This is a genomic window from Streptomyces sp. R11 (assembly GCF_041051905.1).
Taxonomy (GTDB): Bacteria; Actinomycetota; Actinomycetes; order Streptomycetales; family Streptomycetaceae; genus Streptomyces.
Genome location: NZ_CP163432.1, coordinates 2646676 through 2666181 on the forward strand (window position 1 = coordinate 2646676; position 19506 = coordinate 2666181).

General features: G+C 69.8%; 24 protein-coding genes and 2 pseudogenes. 18 read left to right on the forward strand and 8 right to left on the reverse strand.

Annotated elements, in window-relative coordinates; all coding sequences use genetic code 11:
- Window positions 1-14: 14 nt before the first annotated feature.
- Window positions 15-1049, forward strand: a complete 1035-nt coding sequence (locus AB5J55_RS12025) for a Gfo/Idh/MocA family protein (RefSeq protein ID WP_369270661.1) — start codon at window positions 15-17, stop codon at window positions 1047-1049.
- Here AB5J55_RS12025 and AB5J55_RS12030 read toward each other — a convergent pair.
- On the reverse strand, window positions 1036-2679 hold the full coding sequence (locus AB5J55_RS12030; RefSeq protein ID WP_369270662.1) for an alkaline phosphatase: 1644 nt from the start codon (window positions 2677-2679) through the stop codon (window positions 1036-1038). The two genes, AB5J55_RS12025 and AB5J55_RS12030, sit on opposite strands and share 14 nt — an antisense overlap.
- 134 nt (window positions 2680-2813) lie before the next feature.
- On the opposite strand from AB5J55_RS12030, the gene AB5J55_RS12035 reads away from it, so the two are divergent.
- Window positions 2814-3578: an SDR family oxidoreductase gene (locus AB5J55_RS12035; RefSeq protein WP_369270663.1), complete on the forward strand. Its 765-nt coding sequence runs from the start codon at window positions 2814-2816 to the stop codon at window positions 3576-3578.
- A 280-nt stretch (window positions 3579-3858) separates the two neighbouring features.
- Here AB5J55_RS12035 and AB5J55_RS12040 read toward each other — a convergent pair whose 3' ends face one another.
- Together AB5J55_RS12040 and AB5J55_RS12045 are read right to left on the reverse strand one after the other, a co-directional pair.
- The gene (locus AB5J55_RS12040) at window positions 3859-4845 is read right to left on the reverse strand and encodes an aldo/keto reductase (protein WP_369270664.1); all 987 of its coding nucleotides are present in this window, start codon (window positions 4843-4845) and stop codon (window positions 3859-3861) included.
- A 78-nt stretch (window positions 4846-4923) separates the two neighbouring features.
- Window positions 4924-5250, reverse strand: coding sequence for a nuclear transport factor 2 family protein (locus AB5J55_RS12045; protein ID WP_369270665.1), 327 nt, complete (start codon window positions 5248-5250; stop codon window positions 4924-4926).
- Between the two features lie 134 nt (window positions 5251-5384).
- Here AB5J55_RS12045 and AB5J55_RS12050 point away from each other — a divergent pair, with 134 nt between their 5' ends.
- From AB5J55_RS12050 to AB5J55_RS12095, 10 genes and pseudogenes are all read left to right on the forward strand, one after another.
- Window positions 5385-5954 (forward strand): DoxX family protein, encoded by a 570-nt coding sequence (locus AB5J55_RS12050; RefSeq protein ID WP_369270666.1) that lies wholly within the window; start codon window positions 5385-5387, stop codon window positions 5952-5954.
- 32 nt (window positions 5955-5986) lie between these two features.
- Window positions 5987-6373: a MazG-like family protein gene (locus tag AB5J55_RS12055; RefSeq protein ID WP_369270667.1), complete on the forward strand. Its 387-nt coding sequence runs from the start codon at window positions 5987-5989 to the stop codon at window positions 6371-6373.
- A gap of 231 nt (window positions 6374-6604) precedes the next feature.
- The gene (locus tag AB5J55_RS12060; RefSeq protein WP_369270668.1) at window positions 6605-6934 is read left to right on the forward strand and encodes a hypothetical protein; all 330 of its coding nucleotides are present in this window, start codon (window positions 6605-6607) and stop codon (window positions 6932-6934) included.
- Window positions 6934-8199 carry a hypothetical protein gene (locus AB5J55_RS12065; RefSeq protein WP_369270669.1) on the forward strand — a complete coding sequence of 422 codons (1266 nt, stop codon included), beginning with the start codon at window positions 6934-6936 and terminating at the stop codon, window positions 8197-8199. The genes AB5J55_RS12060 and AB5J55_RS12065 overlap by 1 nt, the downstream gene beginning before the upstream one ends.
- Before the next feature lie 58 nt (window positions 8200-8257).
- Window positions 8258-8962 carry a hypothetical protein gene (locus AB5J55_RS12070; protein ID WP_369270670.1) on the forward strand — a complete coding sequence of 235 codons (705 nt, stop codon included), beginning with the start codon at window positions 8258-8260 and terminating at the stop codon, window positions 8960-8962.
- 25 nt (window positions 8963-8987) lie between these two features.
- Entirely contained in the window at window positions 8988-9620 is a 633-nt protein-coding gene (locus AB5J55_RS12075; protein ID WP_369270671.1) for a hypothetical protein, read from the forward strand.
- A 362-nt stretch (window positions 9621-9982) separates the two neighbouring features.
- On the forward strand, window positions 9983-10273 hold the full coding sequence (locus AB5J55_RS12080; RefSeq protein ID WP_369270672.1) for a DNA cytosine methyltransferase: 291 nt from the start codon (window positions 9983-9985) through the stop codon (window positions 10271-10273).
- Window positions 10266-10517, forward strand: a pseudogene (locus tag AB5J55_RS12085) (DNA cytosine methyltransferase); the annotation flags it as partial. The gene AB5J55_RS12080 and the pseudogene AB5J55_RS12085, both read left to right, overlap by 8 nt.
- A 510-nt stretch (window positions 10518-11027) precedes the next feature.
- Complete coding sequence (locus tag AB5J55_RS12090; RefSeq protein ID WP_369270673.1) at window positions 11028-11189, forward strand: hypothetical protein; 162 nt, start codon at window positions 11028-11030, stop codon at window positions 11187-11189.
- A 95-nt stretch (window positions 11190-11284) separates the two neighbouring features.
- Window positions 11285-11884: a DUF4913 domain-containing protein gene (locus AB5J55_RS12095; RefSeq protein WP_369270674.1), complete on the forward strand. Its 600-nt coding sequence runs from the start codon at window positions 11285-11287 to the stop codon at window positions 11882-11884.
- Window positions 11885-12044: 160 nt separating this feature from the next.
- On the opposite strand, the gene AB5J55_RS12100 is transcribed toward AB5J55_RS12095, so the two are convergent.
- Window positions 12045-12392, reverse strand: coding sequence for a hypothetical protein (locus AB5J55_RS12100; RefSeq protein WP_369270675.1), 348 nt, complete (start codon window positions 12390-12392; stop codon window positions 12045-12047).
- Window positions 12393-12687: 295 nt separating this feature from the next.
- Here AB5J55_RS12100 and AB5J55_RS12105 point away from each other — a divergent pair, with 295 nt between their 5' ends.
- The 3 genes from AB5J55_RS12105 (at window position 12688) to AB5J55_RS12115 (ending at window position 14429) form a co-directional block, all read left to right on the forward strand.
- Window positions 12688-13116: a type II toxin-antitoxin system RelE/ParE family toxin gene (locus AB5J55_RS12105; RefSeq protein ID WP_369270676.1), complete on the forward strand. Its 429-nt coding sequence runs from the start codon at window positions 12688-12690 to the stop codon at window positions 13114-13116.
- The gene (locus AB5J55_RS12110) at window positions 13100-13936 is read left to right on the forward strand and encodes a winged helix-turn-helix transcriptional regulator (protein WP_369270677.1); all 837 of its coding nucleotides are present in this window, start codon (window positions 13100-13102) and stop codon (window positions 13934-13936) included. Before AB5J55_RS12105 ends, AB5J55_RS12110 begins: the two co-directional genes overlap by 17 nt.
- A gap of 97 nt (window positions 13937-14033) precedes the next feature.
- The gene (locus AB5J55_RS12115) at window positions 14034-14429 is read left to right on the forward strand and encodes a DUF317 domain-containing protein (protein ID WP_369270678.1); all 396 of its coding nucleotides are present in this window, start codon (window positions 14034-14036) and stop codon (window positions 14427-14429) included.
- 51 nt (window positions 14430-14480) lie between these two features.
- Here the strand turns inward: AB5J55_RS12115 and AB5J55_RS12120 are convergent, their stop codons facing one another.
- Window positions 14481-15248, reverse strand: coding sequence for a transposase (locus tag AB5J55_RS12120; protein ID WP_369270679.1), 768 nt, complete (start codon window positions 15246-15248; stop codon window positions 14481-14483).
- A 57-nt stretch (window positions 15249-15305) separates the two neighbouring features.
- Here AB5J55_RS12120 and AB5J55_RS12125 point away from each other — a divergent pair, with 57 nt between their 5' ends.
- Together AB5J55_RS12125 and AB5J55_RS12130 are read left to right on the forward strand one after the other, a co-directional pair.
- Window positions 15306-15530, forward strand: a complete 225-nt coding sequence (locus AB5J55_RS12125) for a hypothetical protein (RefSeq protein ID WP_369270680.1) — start codon at window positions 15306-15308, stop codon at window positions 15528-15530.
- A gap of 232 nt (window positions 15531-15762) precedes the next feature.
- On the forward strand, window positions 15763-15939 hold the full coding sequence (locus AB5J55_RS12130; protein ID WP_369270681.1) for a hypothetical protein: 177 nt from the start codon (window positions 15763-15765) through the stop codon (window positions 15937-15939).
- Window positions 15940-16193: 254 nt separating this feature from the next.
- Here AB5J55_RS12130 and AB5J55_RS12135 read toward each other — a convergent pair whose 3' ends face one another.
- Both AB5J55_RS12135 and AB5J55_RS12140 read right to left on the reverse strand, forming a co-directional pair.
- Window positions 16194-17462, reverse strand: coding sequence for a hypothetical protein (locus AB5J55_RS12135; protein ID WP_369270682.1), 1269 nt, complete (start codon window positions 17460-17462; stop codon window positions 16194-16196).
- A gap of 368 nt (window positions 17463-17830) precedes the next feature.
- Window positions 17831-18769 carry a serine protein kinase RIO gene (locus tag AB5J55_RS12140; protein ID WP_369270683.1) on the reverse strand — a complete coding sequence of 313 codons (939 nt, stop codon included), beginning with the start codon at window positions 18767-18769 and terminating at the stop codon, window positions 17831-17833.
- A gap of 284 nt (window positions 18770-19053) precedes the next feature.
- Between AB5J55_RS12140 and AB5J55_RS12145 the strand changes: the two genes are divergently transcribed.
- Window positions 19054-19290, forward strand: coding sequence for a hypothetical protein (locus AB5J55_RS12145; RefSeq protein ID WP_369276489.1), 237 nt, complete (start codon window positions 19054-19056; stop codon window positions 19288-19290).
- Between the two features lie 96 nt (window positions 19291-19386).
- Here the strand turns inward: AB5J55_RS12145 and AB5J55_RS12150 are convergent.
- Window positions 19387-19485, reverse strand: a pseudogene (locus tag AB5J55_RS12150) (IS5/IS1182 family transposase); the annotation flags it as partial.
- Window positions 19486-19506: the final 21 nt, after the last annotated feature.

Genomic DNA, 19506 nt, shown 5'->3' on the forward strand with positions numbered 1-19506 from the left:
GGGGTGGGACCGCAGTGACGGAACGAAGCGTGCGGTGGGGGATCATGGCGACCGGCGGGATCGCGGCCGCGTTCACCGCTGATCTCGTGGACCTGCCGGATGCCGAGGTGGTGGCCGTCGCCTCGCGGAGCCAGGACTCCGCCGACGCGTTCGCCGAGCGCTTCGGGATCCCGCGGGCGTACGGCGACTGGAACGCGCTCGCCGAGGACGGCGACATCGATGTCGTGTACGTCGCCACCCCGCACTCGGCGCACCGCGTCGCAGCCGGGCTGTGCCTGGAGGCCGGGCGCAACGTGCTGTGCGAGAAGGCTTTCACGCTGAACGCGCGGGAGGCCGAGGAACTGGTCGCGCTGGCGAAGGCGCGCGGCAGCTTCCTGATGGAAGCGATGTGGATGTACTGCAACCCGCTCATCCGGCGGCTCAAAGCCCTCGTGGACGACGGCGCGATCGGGGAAGTGCGCCATGTGCAGGCCGACTTCGGGCTGGCCGGCCCCTTCCCGCCCGCGCACCGGCTGCGCGACCCGGCGCAGGGCGGCGGCGCGCTGCTGGACCTCGGCGTGTACCCGGTCTCCTTCGCGCAGTTGCTGCTCGGGGAGCCCTCGGACGTCACCGCGCGCGCGGCGCTGTCCGCGGAGGGCGTCGACCTGCAGACGGGAGCCCTGCTCTCCTGGGACAGCGGCGCCCTCGCCTCGGTGCACTGCTCCATCGTCGGCGGTACGGCCACCTCGGCGTCGGTCACCGGCTCGGGCGGCCGTATCGACATACCGCACGGCTTCTTCTTCCCGGACCGTTTCGTCCTGCACCGTGACGGCCGTGACCCCGAGGAGTTCACGGCCGACCCGGCGGACGGTGCGCGGGGCAGCCTGCGGCACGAGGCCGCCGAGGTGATGCGGGCCCTGCGCGCAGGCGAGACCGAGTCACCGCTGGTCCCGCTGGACGGCACGCTGGCCGTGATGCGGACGCTCGACGCGATCCGGGAACGCGTCGGCGTCCGCTACCCGGGCGAGGCCCCCGAAGAGGACCGCACGCCCGAACTCACGCCGGCGTGAGCCCCGGCTCCCCGACCTCCGTCACGAAGGACGCGGCCGTCGTGACCGGCGCCCCGGGCGTGGTCACGTACGGCACCGTCTTGAAGTCGGTCCGCGCCAGCTGCCGCCCCAGCGCGACGGTCACGTAGCCGCGCCGTCCGTTGTAGAACTTCATGTGCGGGTTGGCCTGCATGTACGTGTCCCAGTTGGCCGGCTTGTCGATGCCGTCCCGGCCGCTGGCGATGGATGTGGCCACGATCTCCGTGCCGAGCGTGGCGGAGTCGGGGTCGTCGAAGTCGTCCTTGATGTCGAAGCCGTACCCGACGTGGACGTCACCGGTGAGCACCATCAGGTTCTCGACGCCGGCGGCCGTGGCGCCGTCCAGCACGCGGCGGCGGGAGGCGCGGTAGCCGTCCCAGGCGTCCATCGACACCCGTGACGGCTCGGTGAGGTCGAACTTGCGCTGGGCGAAGGTGACCTGCTGCGGTACGACGTTCCACAGCGCAGTCGAGTCGCGCCAGCCGTCGAGCAGCCACCGCTCCTGCGTCGCCCCGGTCATCGTGCGCGCCGGGTCGTCGACGTCCGGGCCGGGGATCTGCGAGCCGTCGCCGTACGCCTGGTTGGAGCGGTACTGCCGGGTGTCCAGCACGTCGAACTGGGCGAGCCGGCCCCATTGCAGGCGCCGGTAGAGCTGCATGTCGGGGCCGACGGGCCGCTGCGGGCGGCGCAGCGGCTGGTTCTCCCAGTAGGCGCGGTAGGCGGAGGCCCGGCGCAGCAGGAACTCCTCCGGCGGGACGCTGTTCTCCGGGATGTCGTCGGCGTAGTTGTTCTCGGTCTCGTGGTCGTCCCAGGTGACGACGAACGGGTGCGCGGCGTGCGCGGCCCTGAGGTCGGGGTCGGACTTGTAGAGGGCGTAGCGCAGACGGTAGTCCTCCAGGGTCACCGTCTCGCGGTTGAAGAGCGCGGGGAGCGTGCGGTCGGTGTAGTTGCGGTAGCCGCCGACCGAGTTGACCGCGTACTCGTACAGGTAGTCGCCGAGGTGGAAGACGATGTCGACGTCGTCCTGGGCGAGGTGGCGGTACGGCGTGTAGTAGCCGTCGGTGTACGCCTGGCAGGAGACGGCCGCGAGGGTCAGCGAGCTCGCCGTGCCGGTCGGCGCGGGGGCGGTGCGGGTACGGCCCGTCTCGCTGATCCAGGTGCCCGCGCGGAAGCGGTAGTGGTAGACGCGGTCCGCGTCGAGCTTGCCGACCTCGACGTGGACCGTGTGGTGGAACTCGGGGTACGCGATGGCGGCGCCGCGTCTGGCGATCCTGGTGAACTGCTCGTCGTGCGCCAACTCCCAGTGCACGGTGATCCGTTGGGCGGGCAGTCCGCTGTCGGGCTGGTACGGGGCGGGGGCGAGGCGGGTCCACAGCAGGACGGAGTCGGGCAGCGGGTCGCCCGAGGCGACGCCGAGGGTGAAGGGGTTGTCGGTGATCCGGCGGGCGTCGAGCTCGGCGGCGCTCGCGGCGCCCGCGGCCGGCAGGTTCACGGCGAAGGCGAGCGCGGCGGCCGCGCCCGTGACGGTCAGGAAGCGGCGGCGGCCGATGTGGCGGGCTGCCGCGCGCAGTTCGGGGGCGTGCTGGGGCTGGGGGCGTGCTGCGAGTGTCATCCGGTCCTCCCCTGACTGATGGATGCATGAGGCATTGGAGTGGCCGGGGACGACACTCGCTTGGCGCGTACACAACACTCGGATGGCGGATGGATGAGGTCCGGATGGCGGACCGTCGCGTAGCCTGCGGCCCCATGAATGACAGGCAAACGGACACGAGGACCGCCGTGGTGACGGGCGCCGGCTCCGGCATCGGCCGCGCGGTCGCGGTGGAGCTGCTGCGCGCGGGCTGGTCGGTGGCGCTGGCGGGGCGGCGCGTCGAGACCCTGGAGGAGACGGTGGCGCAGGCACCCGTGGCCGCCGCGCTCGCGGTACGGACCGACGTGTCACGGCAGGAGGACGTAACCGCGCTGTTCGCCGCCACCGTGGAGCGGTTCGGGCGGGTGGACCTGCTGTTCAACAACGCGGGGACGTTCGGACCGGGCGGGGTGCCGGTCGAGGAGCTGCCGTACGACGCCTGGCGGCATGTCGTGGACACCAACCTCAACGGGGCGTTCCTGTGCGCGCAGGCGGCGTACCGGCAGATGAAGGAGCAGGACCCGCAGGGCGGCCGGATCATCAACAACGGCTCGATCTCCGCGCACACGCCCCGCCCGCTGTCCGTCGCCTACACGGCGACCAAGCACGCGCTGACCGGACTGACCAAGTCCCTGTCGCTGGACGGGCGGCCGTACAACATCGCCGTCGGCCAGATCGACATCGGCAACGCGGCGACCGACATGACCGCGCGCATGCAGACGGGCGCCCTGCAGGCCGACGGCTCGGTGGTGCCCGAGCCCGTGATGGACGTGGCCGACGTGGCCCGAACCGTGCGGCACATGGCGGAGCTGCCGCTGGCGGCGAACGTGCAGTTCGCGACGGTGCTGGCGACGGCGATGCCGTATGTGGGGCGCGGCTGAGGGCTCACCCGCCCACCCGCGACCTCCACAACTCACACAATCGGAATGTTGAATTCCGGCACATCGCGGCCGGTAGGCGACTTATGCTCAAGTCGTTCTGCACCAGAGCTTCACATATGAAGCAGACGGCTTCCGCAGGCCACTCCAGGGGGAGGCGGCAGCCGTTCCATGACACCGGGTGGGGGTGGACCTCGCGTGGGACCGCGGGGGTACGCACCGGTGCGTGGAACGGCTGCCGGTTGAGCGGTACGACGGTGCTCGGCAGCCCGTACGGCAGTGCTCAGCGGCTGAGGATCCGGTCGACGTCGGCCATCTGCCCCGCAGTGAGCGGCCCCTTGGCGATCGCGCCCGCGTTCTGCTCGGCCTGCTCGACGGAACGGAACCCCGGGATCGGCACGGTGCGCGGGCTGCGGGCCCACAGCCAGGCGAGCGCGCCCTGACCGAGCGTACGGCCGCCGCTGGTGAGGACGTCCTTCAGCGCGTCGACGCGCGCGAGCCACTCCGGGTCGGCTCCGGACCCGTCCTCGAACCCCTGCAGCCACTGCGGCGGCCGGCTGCGGATGTCCCCGGCCTCGAGGGCCTGCCCGGTCCTGCGCTTGCCGGTCAGCAGGCCCATCGCCAGCGGGCTGCGGTTGATGCTCGCCAGCTCCAGCTCCTCGCACAGCGCGAACATCCCAGGGGCGTCCTGGAGCACATTGGCCGCGTGCTGTACCGCCGCGCAGTGCTCTCCCTGCGCGAACACGGCGGCACGGGCCGGGTCGTCGGTGCTCCACGCGTAGGCGCGGATGAGCCCGTCGCGCACGAACTCCTCGCAGACGTCACGCAGCTCGGCGGCACGCTCCGGGTCGGCGTCGGACAGGTGCAGCTGGTACAGGTCGACGTAGTCGGTGTCCAGGCGCTTCAGCGAGGCGGTCAGCGCGCGGCGGGCGTACGGCACGGTGTCGTCGGCGCCGGTGAGGGTGCGGGTCTCCTCGTCGAAGACGTTGCCCCACTTGGTGGCGACGACGACATCGGCGCGGCGGTTGCCGAGGGCGCGGCCGAGGACGCGTTCACTGTGGCCGGCGCCGTAGGTGTCCGCGGTGTCGAAGAACGTGACGCCCAGATCCAGGGCGCGCCGGACGGCCCGTACGGACTCCTCGTCGTCGACCTTGCCCCAGCCGAGCGGCTGCCCGTCGGCGGACTGCCACTCACCGCCGATGGCCCAGCAGCCGAAGCCGAGCGCACTGACCTCGATGCCGGTCCGTCCCAAAGTCCTCTTGGTCTCCATGAGGGGGGACGGTAGAAGTTGAAGTGCACACGAGGGCAAGCGCTTGAGCGGTTCTCACGCCGGCTTTCTCGCTCCGGGCTACGCCTGGCCGGTCTCGAATCGGGAGATCCTGCCGTCGCCCTCGACCTCGAAGTGCCAGCGGGTGCGCATCTCGCCATAGGTGTCGTTGCGGTAGCTGGCGAGGAGGTCGCGGCCGCGGTTCGACTCCTTGTCGACTTCCATGTGGCCGTTGGAGGAGAAGATCTCCCGCTCGATCCAGTCGGCGAGGTCGCGGTCGTTGCCGTCGTCCGCCATGGTCGCGCCGGGCGCGAGGATGCTCATGAAGCCCTCGCGGTCGTGGGCGTTGACGGCGGTGACGAAGGCACGGACGGCGGGGTCGCTGAGTTTGGACGTCTGAATCGTCATACCGGTCAGCCTCACACCGCCCCCGGGGCCCCGCCACCCGAACGGCGGCGAGGGCAGGCCGGGCGGGTGACTTCGATGCGACGGTGGCTACGAGGGCGGGGATCCGCTACCAGTGGTCTGTTCCGGGAGACATCGTGAGTGCTTACGACCGACATGATCTGGGCCTGCTGTTGCTCCGGCTGGGCGCCGGCGGCGTGCTGATCGCGCACGGCACGCAGAAGCTGTTCGGCTGGTTCGGCGGACACGGCATCGAGGGCACCGGCCAGTTCATGGAGTCGATCGGCTACCAGCCGGGCAAGGCCAGCGCCACGGCTGCGGGCCTCGCGGAGGCCGGCGGCGGCACCTTGCTGGCGCTGGGCCTGGCGACGCCGGCGGCGGGTGCGGCGGCGGCCGGCGGCATGGCGGGCGCGGCCGCGGTGCACGCCCCGAACGGCTTCTTCAACCAGGAGGGCGGCTACGAGCACGCCGCCACCCTGGGCCTGGCCGCCACCTGCCTCGCGATCACGGGCCCCGGCCGTCTCTCCCTCGACCACGCCCTCGGCCATGTCGTCGACCGCGGCTGGATGGTCCCCACGGCACTGGCGGCGACGGCGGCGGTGACGGCGGTGGTGATCGGGGCGCGGAACAAGAGGCTGGACGAGGCGAGGAGGGAGGAGCAGGTGGGGGTGTTCGAGGATCAGGAGGCTCCGGCTGGGGCGGAGTAGGCGGCACTCACGGTTGTGCGAAGCTGCCCCGCATGACTGATCAGGCCTCCCCTCCCGACACCGCCGCGGAGCCCTCCGCCGACCTATGGGCAACCATCGACGACCTGTGGACCTGGCTCGACACCGACCAGCCGATCGGCGGCGAGGAGGGCCTGCTGCTGCGCATGCTGAAGCTGTCGGAGGAGGTCGGCGAGGTCGCCGAGGCGGTGATCGGGGCGACCGGTCAGAACCCGCGCAAGGGCGTCACCCACACCTGGGAGGACGTACAGGGCGAGCTGTGCGACGTGGTCATCACCGCGCTGGTCGCGCTGCGGACGCTGACGCCGGACATGCGTGAGGTGTTCACTCGGCATCTCGCGGGGGTGAGGGAGCGGTCGCTGGGTTCGGCGGCCCGCGAAGTCCGAGGACTGCCTGAGTAGATGAAGCTCGATGCTCCGGCCTCCGAACACGGACCGTAGGTAAGAGGGATGCGCGCGGCGGAGCTCGCCGGACCTGGGAGGGCCGCGGCAGACGGCCCGAGCGCGGCTGGGTCGACAACCCGGCAGGGGGCATGCCGACCGACTCAACGGCCTCTGTATGGTGCAGCTGATGATCGGTAGTCCGGTCATCTCGGCACGACATTGGTGGCTGACACGGGGAGACACCGGTCCATGGGGGACCACTTCAAGACGGATGTGGATCAACTCGCGCGGTTCCTCAAGAACCTTGAAGACTGCGTGCGCGAACTGGACGAGGCGCGTGCCGCCCTCGGTCACGTACGCGCGGATCAGATCGGCACCGGCCGACTCGACGAGGCGTGCGACAAGTTCCAGGAAGAGTGGAAGTACGGGTCCGAGCAGACCAAGAAGATGATCGATGCGATCAGCGAGGGCGTGAAGGCGAACAAGAAGGGCTACGAAGAGGTCGAGGAAGCCCTGGAGAAAGCGTTCAAGCACATCGAGAAGTCGGCCACTTCGGGTGGAAACGGGGACGCACGGTAATGGCCGCGAACCCGTACCCCAACATCGGCTGGAACCCCGTACCCGGCATACCCACCGAGGTGGCCGCGCTGCAGAGGAAGGTGAAGACGGCCGCGACCGCCCTCGACACCTGCCACCAGCAACTGAGCAAGCTCCTGGGCGAGTCCAGCTACTGGCAGGGCGAGGCCGCCGAACAGTTCCGCAAGACGCTCGACGGTGATCTTCCCAAGTACATCAAGGAAGCCGCGAGCTCTCTGCGGACGGCCGCCACCCAGCTGCACAACTGGGACGGCCACCTCACCTCCAACCGGGAGCTGGCGCAGAAGTACGACGCCGAGGCCGCCGACAAGAAGGCCGCCGCCGACGAGGCGAAGCGCTCCTACGACCGGGCCGAACGGAACCCGGATCTGCAGCTCCACAAGCAGACGTTCACGGAGGGCCCCGAGCTGGACGCGGCCACGGCACGGCTGCAGACGGCCCAGAACAACCTCAACTCGGCGACCACGGCCCTGAACAAGGCCAACAGCGAGTACAACGACCTCAACCGCAAGGTCAAGGAGCTGGAGACCCAGCACGCCGATCAGGCGGAAGGCGTCGCCAAGGCCCTCGACGGCGCGACGAAGAAGGCGCCGGACGAGCCGGGCTTCTGGAGCAAGGTCGGTGACGTCCTCAAGGCGGTCGGCGACTTTCTGGTGGAGCACGCGGGCACCATCGGCGCCATCGCCGGCCTGCTCGCCCTCTTCCCGACGCCGCTGGCGCCCTTGTTCGCCGGTATCGCGGTCGTGGCGAGCGCCACGTCCATGGCCAAGAACCTCGCCGATCCCGAGTTCCGCAGCCAGTTGATGGGCGGCGGCAGCGGCATGGACACCTTCGCGGCCTGGGCCTCACTCGCCGGTGACACCGTCGGCATGATCCCGGGCGGCAAGGCCCTCGGCGCCGCCGCCAAGGAGGTCACCGAAGGCCTTGCCGACGCCGGTCGGTGGGGCGTGGCCGTCTCCAACTCGGAGAAGGCGGGCGCCTTCGTCAAGGAGATCGTCCCGTCCTTCGCGCGGAACGCCACCGACGACGTCAACGACGCCTGGCGCGCGGCCGGGGAGTCGGCGGGCGGCTCGGCCAAGCTGATCGGCGAGATCAGCGCCAACGGCCTCAACGTCGCGGCGAACATGGTCTCCTCCGCCGAGAGCCTGGGCCTGGTGGACAAGGACGGCTCCGAGCACAACGCGGCGGAGAGCACCAAGGCCGCTGCCACCGCACACTCCATCGCGGGCCTCCTCGGCTGGCTATGAGTCCGACAGCCCCGATACCCGAGCAGCAAGCCCCGCTCCGTGAAAGGTGGACCACCCCGTGACGGATACCCCCACGAGGGCACCGCACGGCCGCACACCGGCATTCTGGTACGGCCTGCCCCACGGCTATGTCCGGATCGATCTCGATCCCCCGCTGGACGGCGTCGTCGAACTCGTCCGGCAGGTCATGGCGATGCCCGAGGACGAACGCGACCGCGCGGAGGAGGTGCTGCGCTTCTACGCCGCCACCGTGAGCGCCCTGAACGCGCAACGCGTGCAGAGCTGTGCCCTCGGCCTGCACCCGAATGACGACGGCGGCCTGACCTCGTCCGTTCTCACCGTCTCCGCACTGCCGACCTCGGGCAGCCATGCCAAGGCGGTCATCGCGAGCCTCGCGGGCACTGCGGCCGACAGGCGCGACGTGGGCATGCGCCCCCTTGAACTGCCGTGCGGGCTCGGCTTCCTGGCCGAGGAGAAGCGCCGCACGCTCGCTCCGGGCAGGCCTCCCGAGGGCGGTGACGGCCCCCGTAGCGGCCTGGTGTGGCAGGGCACCATCGCGGTGACCGGGCCCGGCGGCCACGACATCGTGCTGATCCAGCTCGTGACGGAGGCGGTCGATCAGGCCGACGACTACCGCGACGTGCTCCTCGGCATCGCCCATACGCTGACGTACACCGACCCCTCGCAGCCGGGGCCCGGAGAGGTCGAGGACTCCCCCGCGCCGGGCAGCGCCGCGCATCAGGTACAGAACGACTTCGGATGACCCCCACGACGAGGAGTGACGTCGCATGACGCAGCCGCCCCAGACCCCGGAAGTGGCCGCGGTCCTCGCGCACAACAAAGCGGTCAGGACCCGGCACATCGCCCTGCGCGCCGCCCTCGGTGCGGCTCTCATCGCCCTGCCCTTCGTGCTCGTCGCCGCGGGAGTGCCGAACACCTTCCTGACCGTGCTGCCGATCGTGCTCGGGCTCTTCGTCCTGCTCTTCCTGCTGATCCGGGTCCGGCACGGACGGCGCCTCGGAGTGTGTGAGCAGGTGCTGCGCACGTATCCCCTGGAGTACCGCGACCGCGTGGACAAGCGCGGCTCCGAGCGGCTGCTGCTCGGCACCGTGCACACGGTGAAGCTGTCCGTCCGCGGGCAGCACGGCGCACGCACGATGCGCGCCGTCAGCGCGTCCACGGTCCGCCGCTGGCCCCAGGGCGCCGAGAACGGCGCGTGGTTCGCGGGAGACCCGGCGTTCGGCGGCGTCATGGTCGTCCCCGGCACGGGCGACATGCTGTTCCTGCAGCCCGCCGAGTGGCAGAAGTACGAAGCCGAGCGCGCCCAGGCCGAGCCGCAGCGCCGCGCCCTGGCCGCACAGGCGGGAATCTCCGGCCTCCTGGAGAAGGAGGTGAACACGATCGCCGCGCTGGGCGGCTGAGCGACGCCGTCCGTACGCGCGTCAGACACTTCGGCGGTGGTGTCGCAGGTCAACGCCCGTGCCCGGCCGGACGCTTCCGGATGCCGCGTGGCAGTCGGCCGTCGGGGCCGGGGGCACATTCCCCTGTCAGGGGGCCTGAGCGGCAGACGAGTCGGGCTGTACGCCGGGTTCTGTTCCGCTCTGGGAGCGATCACGCTCTAGCGACACCTTGCGGGGCGCGGCGGACCGGCTGGACGGCACGCCACCGCGCGTGCTTGCGGCGTTGAGCGGTTCGGCACGGCCGACGAACTCGATCTACCGCCTCCCCGCGGAGCCCCCCGCCCCTGGTCCGGTCCGGCTCGCCTACACTCCGGCGCCCCGCCATGGCCGCTGACCTGGCCTCGGTGGCTGTGCCGCCACTGATCGGGAGCCTGTGCTCTGGCTACGGCGGCCTGGACCTCGGCGTCCAAGCCGCCCTCGGAGGCACGCTCGCCTGGCACGCCGAGATCGATCCGGGTGCCGCCCGGGTCCTGTCCCGCCACTGGCCCACCTTGCCCAATCTCGGCGATATCACAGCCGTGAACTGGGCCGAGGTCCCGGAGGTGTGCGTCGTGACGGCTGGCTTCCCCTGCCAAAGACGTCTCCGTCGCCGGCCGCCGCGCCGGACTGGCTGATGGCACCCGGTCCGGTCTGTGGCACCACGTCGTCCGTGCCATCGAAGCCCTCAACCCCTGCCTGGTGGTTATCGAGAATGTCCGAGGGCTCCTCACCTCGCCCGCCGGTTCCCCTGGCGACGTGGAACTCTGCCCGTGGTGTCTGGGAGACACCACAGGCCAGCCTGCTGTGCGGGCACTCGGTGCCGTACTCGGCTCCCTGGCCGACATCCGGTTCGATGCGCGCTGGTGTGTGCTTCGCGCCTCCGACGTCGGAGCCCCGCACCGCCGAGAGCGGATCTTCCTCGCCGCCTGGCCATCCGGACGGATCACCGCTGCTCAAGACCCCGACCAGCAACCTGGGGGCCAACGGGGGCAGCCAGCACCCGGCGAAACGCAAGCAGGGCGGCCACGGCCCGAACCTGGCGGACGAGCTCGAGTGGCTCCTGCCCACCCCGACGGCATCCGACGGCACCAAGGGCTCACCCAACCAGCGTCATGGCAACGGGGACATGACCCTGCTCTCGGCAGCAGCACGCCTGCGGCCCACCCCGGATGCCACGCCCACACGAACGACAGGGCAGCGGAAGGGCGCTGCGAGCAGGACCCCGCGCACGCACGCAACGCCGCTGTTCGGGGATCCGGCGCACCAGCAGGACGGGCCGAGATCTGGGGGCCGTACGCCGCCGCGATCACCCGCTGGGATCACGCCACCCGTCCCGCACCACTGCCAACCGACGAGGCCGGCCGTCTCAGTCCGCGGTTCGTGGAGTGGATGCAAGGCCTTCCTCCCGGCTGGGTGACCGGCACACCCGGACTGGGGCGCCCCGCCCAACTGACCGCTCTGGGCAACGGAGTCGTCCCCCAGCAGGCCGCCCGCGCCCTGCAGATCCTGACCCCGCCCAGGACCGTATGCCGCCATCACGCGCCGCGCTGACCTGCGCCTTCTACACCCGTTTCCCGGCCGGGCCAAACCCCCGTTTCTCCGGAACCTCGACATCCCACCCACCAGAACCTGCACCAGGGGTAGCCATGTCCGAATCCGCCCACGAGAGCGAACCGGTGCGCATACCGGACCACGACCTGGACGACCTCGTCGCCACGGTCACCCGGCTCGTCGCCGAGAGCCGCAAGCAGGGCGAGACGCTCGCCCGCCTCACCGACGACCAGCCGTCCGAGGACGACAGCGAACCGGCCGATCCCGCGCACCCTGAAAGCCCGGCATCGGCCTCCGCACCGGCCGATGGCAATGCCAACGACGGCCCGTCCTCCGTCTTCATCCTGGCGCTCGGCGCCAAGGCGTACGCCGAAGAACTGGCCGCGCTGACCAACTGGGTGCACAACCTGCTCCTGCCGGTCTACGGACGGGAGATCACCACCGGCCGCCCGTGGTGCCGGCAGTGGCAGGAGCACCCCGAGGCCGTGGCCCGGCTGCACGCCCTCTGGCTCGCCTGGCAGCAACTCACCGACGCCCAGGCCGGCCTCACCGGTCCCTCCACCTGGCACCGCGACCACCTCGACCCCGCCCTGCTGCAACTGCGCACCCCAGACGGCCCGTTCGGAGCCTGCACCACCAGTGCGGCCCGCTCCGACCACCGACTGCTGGCCTCGCCCGAGCCTGCCGGAGTCTGAGATGACCGCCGCGTACGAACCCCCTGCGCCGGACTACCGGCTCGACGGCTTCCAAGCCGCGACCGCGCAGATCTAGGACGACTCTGTCTCCGTCACGCTCTCGGACGACCTGTTCGTTCCCTTCTCCGAGCACCACAGCGCCGACGGCCGGGACAGCTACCTACTGCTGTACGACCGGTCCGCGATCTGGGACATCCCCGGGACGGCGGAGTACGTCACGCTGCACATCACCGGCGACATCGAGCAGCGCACATTCGACTTCGCGTCCGAGCGCCACCCCGTCGTTCCGCTGGCGCAGCACTGGCTGATCCGCCGGGGCTGCCCGCAGGAAGCCGCCGAGGGATCCCCCCACCACGGGCCCCGCCCGGCCGACGCGGTCACGGCCCGCCTTGAGTACCTGCTCCGGACCAACCCCGGCAACCGGTACGAGGTCCTGGACCACTACACCGACAACCCGTGCTCCTTCGACGTCGGCGTCGAGGTCCGCACCCTCGTCTACGACAGCCACCCCGACTCCGCGGATGCGCCGTATCGGCTCTTCCTCGAAGAGACGACCAAAGACATGCACACCTACACCGTGCGGGAGGGTGTCTTCGCCAGCGCCAGGAAGCGGACACGTGGGTTGTGGAGCGGAACTCGCCGCTCCCCCTGGCACCTGCCTCACCGGGCGCCATCGACCGCCGGGCGGCAGCCGCCCGCGCTCGCTCCACGATCGGCGGCAACGGCCTCGCCGTGGCTCCCGCGCCCGTGTCCCCACCGCGATCAGCGGAACCTGCTCCGGCGCGCTCCCGTAGGAGCACGCGATGAGCCGGGCACGGTACGCCTTCGCCGCCCATCCCGAGGCTCTGGCCGATCTGCGCGCCGTCCCGGAGAACATCCGCGACCTGGCACTGCTCGAACTGCAGCACCTGGTCCACGGCAACGAACGCGGCGCCGCCCTCCAGCGGGATCTCGCCGGCTGCCACAAGGTCTACGTCGACCCGGAAACCCGCTGGCGCCTGGTCATCCAGTACCGGGACGCTCCCGCCTCCTCCCAGCACAAACGGGAGATCTACCTCCTCGCGGTCGGTGAGCGCCAGGACCATGCCGCCTACCGCACCGCGGCCCTTCGGCTGGAGCGCGAGCGGGCGGCCACCGCCGCGTCCCCGCACGACCGGCGCGCCCAGGCCGCTACGGCCCGCTCTCCTCGCCACCGCAGCGGGGGACCGGTCACCGGTGTCCGGTCCCGCTGACGGCGCTCAACGACCCTTCGGAGAACCCCACCGTGCCCAGCCTCTCCCCTCACCCACCCGTCGCACCGAACTCGTCGACCAAGCCGTTGCCCGCCTCTCACCTCGTTGGACCATCTGGACCCTGCAGACCATCCAGCACCACGGCCCCATGCGCCTTGCCGACATCAACTCCGTGCTTCCGTGGATAGGTGTCCATGCCATGGCCCAGATCGTGCGTCGCATGCAGACGAGCGGTCTCCTGGACCGGCCTCAGTTCGGGGTCTGCGACCTCACACCGCTCGGCCGCGACACGCAGTCCGTCCACCGTGCGCTCTCGGCCTGGCACCGTACCCACCTCACTGACGGCACGTCGTCGCTCGCGGAGGCGGAACGCGTAGAAGACGCACTCGGCCGACTGCGTGGGAAAGGCGCCATCCCCGTCCTCCATGCCCTCGCGCAGTACGGCCCCCTTCCCAACGGTGCGCTACGAAACGAAGCCGCGCTCGCCACCGGCTCCTTCCACTACCGCATCACGCAGCTCCAGACCGACCAGCTCATCACCCGCACAAGCCCCTTCTCCGGCCGCGGCTCCGAGTACACCCTGACGTCCGCGGCCCGCGGGCTCCCGCCCGTGTACGCCGAACTCGCCGAGTTCGCCCGCAAGGCACACCCAGCAGCGGCTCGCCCGGACGGTGCGACATCTCAGCAGGCCGTACGGGCGAACGCGGCCGTACGCCGCAGTCCTGCGGCTTCTTCCGAGCTGTTCTCGCACGTCTCCGCCCCTCCGCCGCGCGTCCCGGCGCACGTCACCGCACTCTCCCACCCGTCCCGAACCAGGTGACTCAAGTGCCCGCACCCAGACTTCGCCACGCGACCACCCCTCATGCCCCAACACGAGCCGCTCAGCCGCCCGTGCCCCGCCGCCCGAAGGCCGTCTCATGCCCAGCCCGGATCCTCTCGCCCTCGACCCGATTTCGGATGTCCTGGTCAGCCCCGGCTACCTCGCCGGTCCTGGCGACAGCCGCAGTATCTTCAACACCCGCGACCTCGCGTCCGGTCGGACCAAGGCCATCGCCTTCGGTACCGACACCTACTACACCAGTCCGTGCCAGCGCGTACGCGTCGCCAACGCCGTGGAGAGCTTCCACGGCGGGTGGACCATCTCCTACGCCGAGGACCCGCTCGGCGTCCCCGACTGGATCACCACGTTCGACCGAAACACGCCCCACGAAATCGTGGCCGCCTTCACCAAGACCCTCGTCGACGGACTGCACAACGCCGGATTCCTCGCCGCACTGATCACCTTCCCCACCCGCTGCTGCACCTGCGTGTGACACCCGCTCCGCACTCTCATCGCCTAAAGGTTGTCCCGTATGAGGCGCGAGTTATCCGGTGAGGGCCAGGTTGTGGAGCCGGGCGATGCCGAGCATGGCCTGATGAACGCCGTGGCCCTTGAGCCGGCAGTCCCGCAGGATCTTCCAGTTCTTCAACCGCGACAGGGCGTGTTCCACCCGGGCTCGCGCCCTGCGGTGGACGGCATTCTCCGCTTCCTGGTGTGGGCTGAGGTGCGTCTGACCTCGTCGCTTGCGATGCGGGAGGAGCAGGCCGGTGCCCTGGTAGCCCCCGTCGGCGATGGTCGGTGCGCCGCGGCAGACCCGGTCGACGCCGGACTCCGTGAAGGCCCGGCAGTCGTTGCGGCTGCCAGGCAGCGGCAGGCCGATCGCCACCACCAGACGGCTGTTGGCGTCGATCACGACCTGAAGGTTCGTCGAGTACCGATAGTTCTTGCTGGACGCGGCGATGCTGCGGTCGCGTGTGGGCACGAGGGTGCCGTCGACGATGTAGACGGTGTCCTTGCGCGGCCGGCGCGCTGGCGAGATGGCCAGCAAGGGCGCCAGGTGGTCGAGGATGCGGTCGGCCGCGGACTTGGAGACCCCGAACAACGGCGCCACCTGCCGCAACGTCAGGTTCGTGCGCCAGTACGTCGCCACCAGCAGCACCCGGTTCTCCAGCGGCAACCGCCAGGGACGGCCGCGCTGAACGTCACCACCGCGACGCCGTACCAAAGCCACCAGCCTGGTGAATTGCGCCTCGGTCAGCCCAGAGAACGGCTCGATCCACTTCGGATCATCCGCTGAGATCACCCCACCCATGCCCAGTCAACGCACCAACTGCCCCATCAGTTACGGGACAACCTTTAGGAGACTGTCTTGCCCTACGAGATCACCGTTGGCCAACTGGTTCATCAGCTCCAGACCGTCGACCCCGACCTGCCCGTGTGCCTCGCCATCAACCCCGACTGGCCCTACGCCCACCGCATCGGCCGCATCGTGGAAATCACCGGATCGAGTGAATCCGTCTACATCGCTGAAAACGGCCAGGAGGGCGTACTGCCGCCCGCCATCCGCAACCAGTTGGACTGGGCCGAGGTATGACGTGCCACCCGCGTACACGTCCCGCTGCTTCGCCGATCAAGTCCTCCGACTCCTCGCTACACCTGCTCCTCAGTGATCTGGTCCATCACCCCATGCCACCATCGGTGCGCGGCGCACTCCTGAGCTGCGTGCCTCCTCATCCCACCCAGCCGATCCACACGGTATGGATAACCGACGTGGAGCCCGAGCGTCTCCATCCCGGCTCCAGCCAAGCTTCGTAGACGGAATGGATGTGACCGCTCACCTCCGTCTGGCCTCGGCGGAGGTCCTGCTCGCCAGCTGGCCGAACCTCCACGGCGACTGGACGGCCGTCGTACACCCCACGCTTCGCGAGGTCATTGGGCTTCACACCGCGCTGTCCATCGCCACCGACGCGCTGCACCTCGCCAACCGTCTGGCGACCCGCTGACGATCCGTGCGCCGCGAGCTTCCGAGGGCTGCCCCAGGACTGGGGCAGCCCTGGTGGCGTTGGGACATCGCAGTCCGGTCTCGGACCGCCGAGTGCCTTCGTGTCCTGAGTGGGCTAGCACTGCCTGTAGTACGTACGGAAGTTCCAAGGCCGCTTCACGAACCGCATTAGGCGGGCCGCGGAGTTCCGCAGCCGCGGAACAGGCCCGTGCTTCCGCCTCTGGCAGCAGGCCGAAGCCGCCTAGTCCAGTGAACTCACTTGTCGGGTCCGGCAAGCTCTTCAGTCAGGGTTCGGAGCACCTCAAGGCTCGGTGCCGCCTGATGGAGGGTTTGGGAGCTTCTGCCGCTGGCTTCCGCGAGCTGTCCCAGGCGTTCGTCCAGCTTCTTCACCGCACGGGACTGAGCCACGGCGTCGCCGAGGAGCAGTGCGCCAGCACCAACGGCGATAGAAGTCGCGGGGAGCGAGATCGAGGTTCCACGAAGTCGGCCGAGGGTCACGGACTTTCCTGCCAGCGCTTTCGCGGTGGCAGAAGCAGTTGCCGCGATCACGGTGTCTACCGCCGAAGACGGCAAGCTCACGTTCTTCGACGCGGGCCGGAACTGGGCACGGATGCCCTCGTCAAGCTGGCCGAGCCGGCCATGGACGTCTTCGATCTCAGCACGGAGCTCGGCGGTGGACTGAGTGATGCGCTCGGCCAGGGTCCTGGCGACGTCGGGCTTCTTCTTGTGATACTCGAAGGCGATCTCGGCGAGTCCGAACTGGACCGTAGCCGCGTAGCACTTCGCCATCAGGTCGAGGTACAGGATCGCCTCTTCCACCGCCTCCTTACTCAGGCTCTTCTCCGCCTTACGTGGGGACTTCTGCTCGGCGTTCTCCAACCTCGTGACCGCATCCTGAAGATGGCGCAGGCACTTGTGCCTCGCATCACCCAGGCTGTTCCTCGTGACCGAGAAATCGCTCGCCTCGACGCCACGCTCGCCGTGAGCACGCAGCCGCGCGACCAGATCCTCCACCTGCTCGACGGCATTCTCGACAGCAGCCCTCTGGTCGGTCCGCAAGTGCTCGTGGATCTCGTCCAGCCCCTGCCGGATGGCCTTGATATCCCGGGCCATCTCGGCCGTCTGAGCTTGAGCCGCGATGGCACCCAGAACGGCCGCCCCACCCGACATGGCGGCGACACCCGTGGCGGGACGGATACGCATCAGACGCGTCACTCGGCCTCGGTCGTTACGGATAGCGCTCTGGATCCAGCCCCCTCCCTCGGTGATCACCTTGCCGACCCTCATCACCTCGCGAGAGGTCTGGTCGAGTTCGACCAGACGGGCGGTCAGACGCTGAGACTCAATGAAGGACCGGACCGCAGGGTCCAGTGTCCGCACGAGAGCCGCCCATTCGCCGGAGGTGAGGTCGGCAACCCAGCGACCCCAACGTGAACGCTTCGTCTCGGAGGGGGCACCGATCACGACGGCTCGGTCCTCCGCCACACGGACGACGATCTCTTCGGACTCATCGCTCAGCGACACTTCGTGCAGCCCCCTCGACCGGACTCGAAACCCCGGCCGATTGTAGGGCTGGGCCCCGACATATTTCGGGCAAACGAATCAGCATCACCACCTCACGCACCGCCACACCCTTGTGGCTGCTGCTCTCTCCCTGCCCGAATTCCCGAAACGTCTTGAGCTTTCGGAGGGGCACCCGCTGACCGGCGCAAACACCGGCCGGGCGGGTTCGCCTATCCCCCGACGGGCGGCCACTGGAGGGGCGCGAAATGGTGACCCCTGCAACGCAACGTGGCGTGAGCGAGAAGGGCATTCGTTGGGGTGGACGCCCTCTCCGCTGCCGCAGCCTGACCAAGCCGGTGAACTCGGTCAAGAGCACTAGCCCGCCCGGTTCAGAAGGCGTGCGCCATCAGCTCCGCGAACAGCGTGTGCTCGTCGACATCGAGGCCCCGCGAGCGGAACCAGCCGCACATATTGGCGCAGTCCCGCTGGAGGAAGGTCATCCCGTTGAGGTTGCCGACCAGGTCGACGATCTGTGGCAGGTCGATGATGACCAGCCGCTCGCCCGCCGCCAGGATGTTGTACGCCGAGAGGTCGCCGTGCACAAGGCCGCTCTGCACCATCGTCGCGAGCGCATCGGTGAGTTGCTCGAAGTAGGCCGCCAGCAGTTCGGGTGACGGTCGGGTCTGGGCGAGCCGGGGCGCGGTCGCGACGGCGCCGTCCTCGTCGATGGCGGTGATCCACTCCATCAGGATCTCGGTGCCGTCGATCTGGACCGGGTAGGGAACCGGCAGCCCGAGGTTCCAGAGCCGCACCAGCGCACCCCACTCGGACACCGCCCACTCTCCGGCCGCGACCTGCCGGCCGAAGGTGCTCTTCCGCTTGATGGCCCGCTCGTCACGTGAGCGCTTCATCGAGCGGCCCTCGGTGTAGGACGCGGAGCGGTGGAAGGTCCGGTGCTCGGGAGAGCGGTACCGCTTCGCCGCCATGACCACGCCGGCGGCGGGGTCGAGCGGGTCGGCGCGCTCGACGAGGTGGACGTCGGCCTCCTTGCCGGTCTTGAGGACGCCGAGCTCCGTGTCGATCGCGCCCTGCGAGGTCACCACCCAGTCCGGTTGCGGCTCGGGGCCTCGGCAGAGGGGTTCGACGCTGAGCCAGGTCGACCAGCGCTGGCCGTCCTCGAGGTCGTCGTAGGAACGGAAGTCGAAGACGAAGCGGTCGCCGATGTCGCCCAGGTCGTCCGGCGGCGGGACGTAGCGGTAGGGGGCGGTGACGAAGTCGTCAGGAAATGCTGGGTGCTGAGGGTGCTGCGAGAGATCGTCGCGAGACATCGCTGGAGGTGCTCCATGAGGCGAGAGGGAGTCGGTCTGCGGGCAGGCCGAGGACAGTCGTAGTCACGGTCGTGCCTCCTCTCGTGGAGCACCGGGCAGCTCCCGGTGTCTCGCCCATGGTGAGGGCGGACACGGGGAGCGGCAACCGAATAAAGTGGGCCCGCGTCGAGGGGCCCAGCGGTGCCGTAGGTTTCCGGAGTGATCCTCCGTACCGGGCTCACTAGGACGTCCGGGACGGCTACTCCTTCCGCACCGGACGGCTGCACGGCCGGACCGTCCTCGATGTGCGCGCCACCCAGGACCTGTCGCGTTTCGACCTCGACTTCCTGCTGCAGGTTCTGCTCGTTGCCATCCGGGAGCCAAGCAGCCATCGCCTGGATCGGCTTGCGTCGCACATCCAGCATCAACCCGCGCAGATAGCAGTCGCCTTGTTGCGGTTGGCAGACTGGTCCTTCTTCTCCGGGATGACCGCCTTGATGCGGCGTTTGCGCAGGTGGGCGCTTTTGGCGTGGGAGGAGTAGGCCTTGTCGCGCCGCCACGGCGATGGGCCGGGTGCGGGGACGGCCGACCGGCAGACGGACCCGCACGTTGTTCAGTGCCGGGATTAGCTGAGGGCTATCGGCGGCCTGCCCGGCGGTCAGGACGATCGCCATCGGCCGACAGCGCCGGTCGGCGGCCAGGTGAATCTTGGAGGTCAACCCGCCGCGGGACCGGCCGCTCCCCGGCACTCGGGACAT

What these genes read in the sequence shown, in the direction of transcription:
- AB5J55_RS12120 (WP_369270679.1), bottom strand. Translation starts at nt 15,248, where the DNA reads ATGGGTGGGGTGATCTCAGCGGATGATCCGAAGTGGATCGAGCCGTTC.
- AB5J55_RS12095 (WP_369270674.1), top strand. Translation starts at nt 11,285, where the DNA reads ATGTCCGAATCCGCCCACGAGAGCGAACCGGTGCGCATACCGGACCAC.
- AB5J55_RS12105 (WP_369270676.1), top strand. Translation starts at nt 12,688, where the DNA reads ATGAGCCGGGCACGGTACGCCTTCGCCGCCCATCCCGAGGCTCTGGCC.
- AB5J55_RS12030 (WP_369270662.1), bottom strand. Translation starts at nt 2,679, where the DNA reads ATGACACTCGCAGCACGCCCCCAGCCCCAGCACGCCCCCGAACTGCGC.
- AB5J55_RS12080 (WP_369270672.1), top strand. Translation starts at nt 9,983, where the DNA reads ATGGCCGCTGACCTGGCCTCGGTGGCTGTGCCGCCACTGATCGGGAGC.
- AB5J55_RS12055 (WP_369270667.1), top strand. Translation starts at nt 5,987, where the DNA reads ATGACTGATCAGGCCTCCCCTCCCGACACCGCCGCGGAGCCCTCCGCC.
- AB5J55_RS12040 (WP_369270664.1), bottom strand. Translation starts at nt 4,845, where the DNA reads ATGGAGACCAAGAGGACTTTGGGACGGACCGGCATCGAGGTCAGTGCG.
- AB5J55_RS12035 (WP_369270663.1), top strand. Translation starts at nt 2,814, where the DNA reads ATGAATGACAGGCAAACGGACACGAGGACCGCCGTGGTGACGGGCGCC.
- AB5J55_RS12075 (WP_369270671.1), top strand. Translation starts at nt 8,988, where the DNA reads ATGACGCAGCCGCCCCAGACCCCGGAAGTGGCCGCGGTCCTCGCGCAC.
- AB5J55_RS12115 (WP_369270678.1), top strand. Translation starts at nt 14,034, where the DNA reads ATGCCCAGCCCGGATCCTCTCGCCCTCGACCCGATTTCGGATGTCCTG.
- AB5J55_RS12140 (WP_369270683.1), bottom strand. Translation starts at nt 18,769, where the DNA reads ATGTCTCGCGACGATCTCTCGCAGCACCCTCAGCACCCAGCATTTCCT.
- AB5J55_RS12065 (WP_369270669.1), top strand. Translation starts at nt 6,934, where the DNA reads ATGGCCGCGAACCCGTACCCCAACATCGGCTGGAACCCCGTACCCGGC.
- AB5J55_RS12045 (WP_369270665.1), bottom strand. Translation starts at nt 5,250, where the DNA reads ATGACGATTCAGACGTCCAAACTCAGCGACCCCGCCGTCCGTGCCTTC.
- AB5J55_RS12090 (WP_369270673.1), top strand. Translation starts at nt 11,028, where the DNA reads ATGCAAGGCCTTCCTCCCGGCTGGGTGACCGGCACACCCGGACTGGGG.
- AB5J55_RS12060 (WP_369270668.1), top strand. Translation starts at nt 6,605, where the DNA reads ATGGGGGACCACTTCAAGACGGATGTGGATCAACTCGCGCGGTTCCTC.